Origin of the sequence: Herbivorax alkaliphila (assembly GCF_030848475.1) — a bacterium.
Taxonomy (GTDB): domain Bacteria; phylum Bacillota; class Clostridia; order Acetivibrionales; family Acetivibrionaceae; genus Herbivorax.
On record NZ_JAVDDS010000152.1, the window covers coordinates 1 to 838 of the forward strand.

General features: G+C 32.5%; 1 protein-coding gene. It reads left to right on the forward strand.

The features are described 5' to 3' along the window. Window positions 1-838, forward strand: an 838-nt coding sequence (locus tag RBH29_RS17795; RefSeq protein WP_306698352.1) for an AMP-binding protein, incomplete at both ends; no start/stop codon positions are given.

The window sequence follows — 838 nt, forward strand, 5'->3', positions numbered from 1 at the left end:
TAATAAGAGAAAAAGGGGTAGAGCCTGACAGTATAGTAGGTATAATGGTAGATCCTTCGATAGAGATGACAGTCGGGGTACTAGGGATATTAAAGGCAGGAGGTGCATATCTGCCAATAGATCCAGAGTATCCTCAAAGCAGAATAGATTATATGTTAGAAGATAGTAAGACAAGTATATTATTGACTCAAGAACACCTTATAGAGAAAGTAGAGTTTGAAGGAGAGATAATAGACCTACAAAATACTGATATATATACAGGCGGGCATGAAAACCTTGATAAAGTAAATACCCCAAATAATCTAGCGTATGTGATATATACATCAGGCTCTACAGGTAATCCTAAAGGAGTCATGGTGGAAAATAGATCATTAGTTAATTTAGCAAATTGGCACATAAAGTATTATGATGTAAAACACAGTGATAGGAGTACAAAATACGCAGGATTTGGATTTGATGCATCTGTGTGGGAAGTCTTTCCTTATATTATATCAGGAGCTTCAATTTACGTTATTAATGAGGAAATTAGAATAGATTGTAAAAAGTTAAATACATATTATGAAAAGAATAGAATATCAATTAGTTTTTTGCCTACACAAATATGTGAAGAGTTTATGAAGTTAGATAATTCTAGCTTAAGAGTCTTATTAACTGGTGGAGATAAGCTTAAAAACTATATAAAAAGCAGATATCAACTGGTAAACAATTATGGACCAACGGAAAATGCAGTTGTTACTTCAAGCTACTTAGTTAAAAATGGTATGTGGGATAATATTCCAATAGGAAAACCAATTCAAAACACACAAGTATATATACTGGATAAAAACAATAAGCTAGC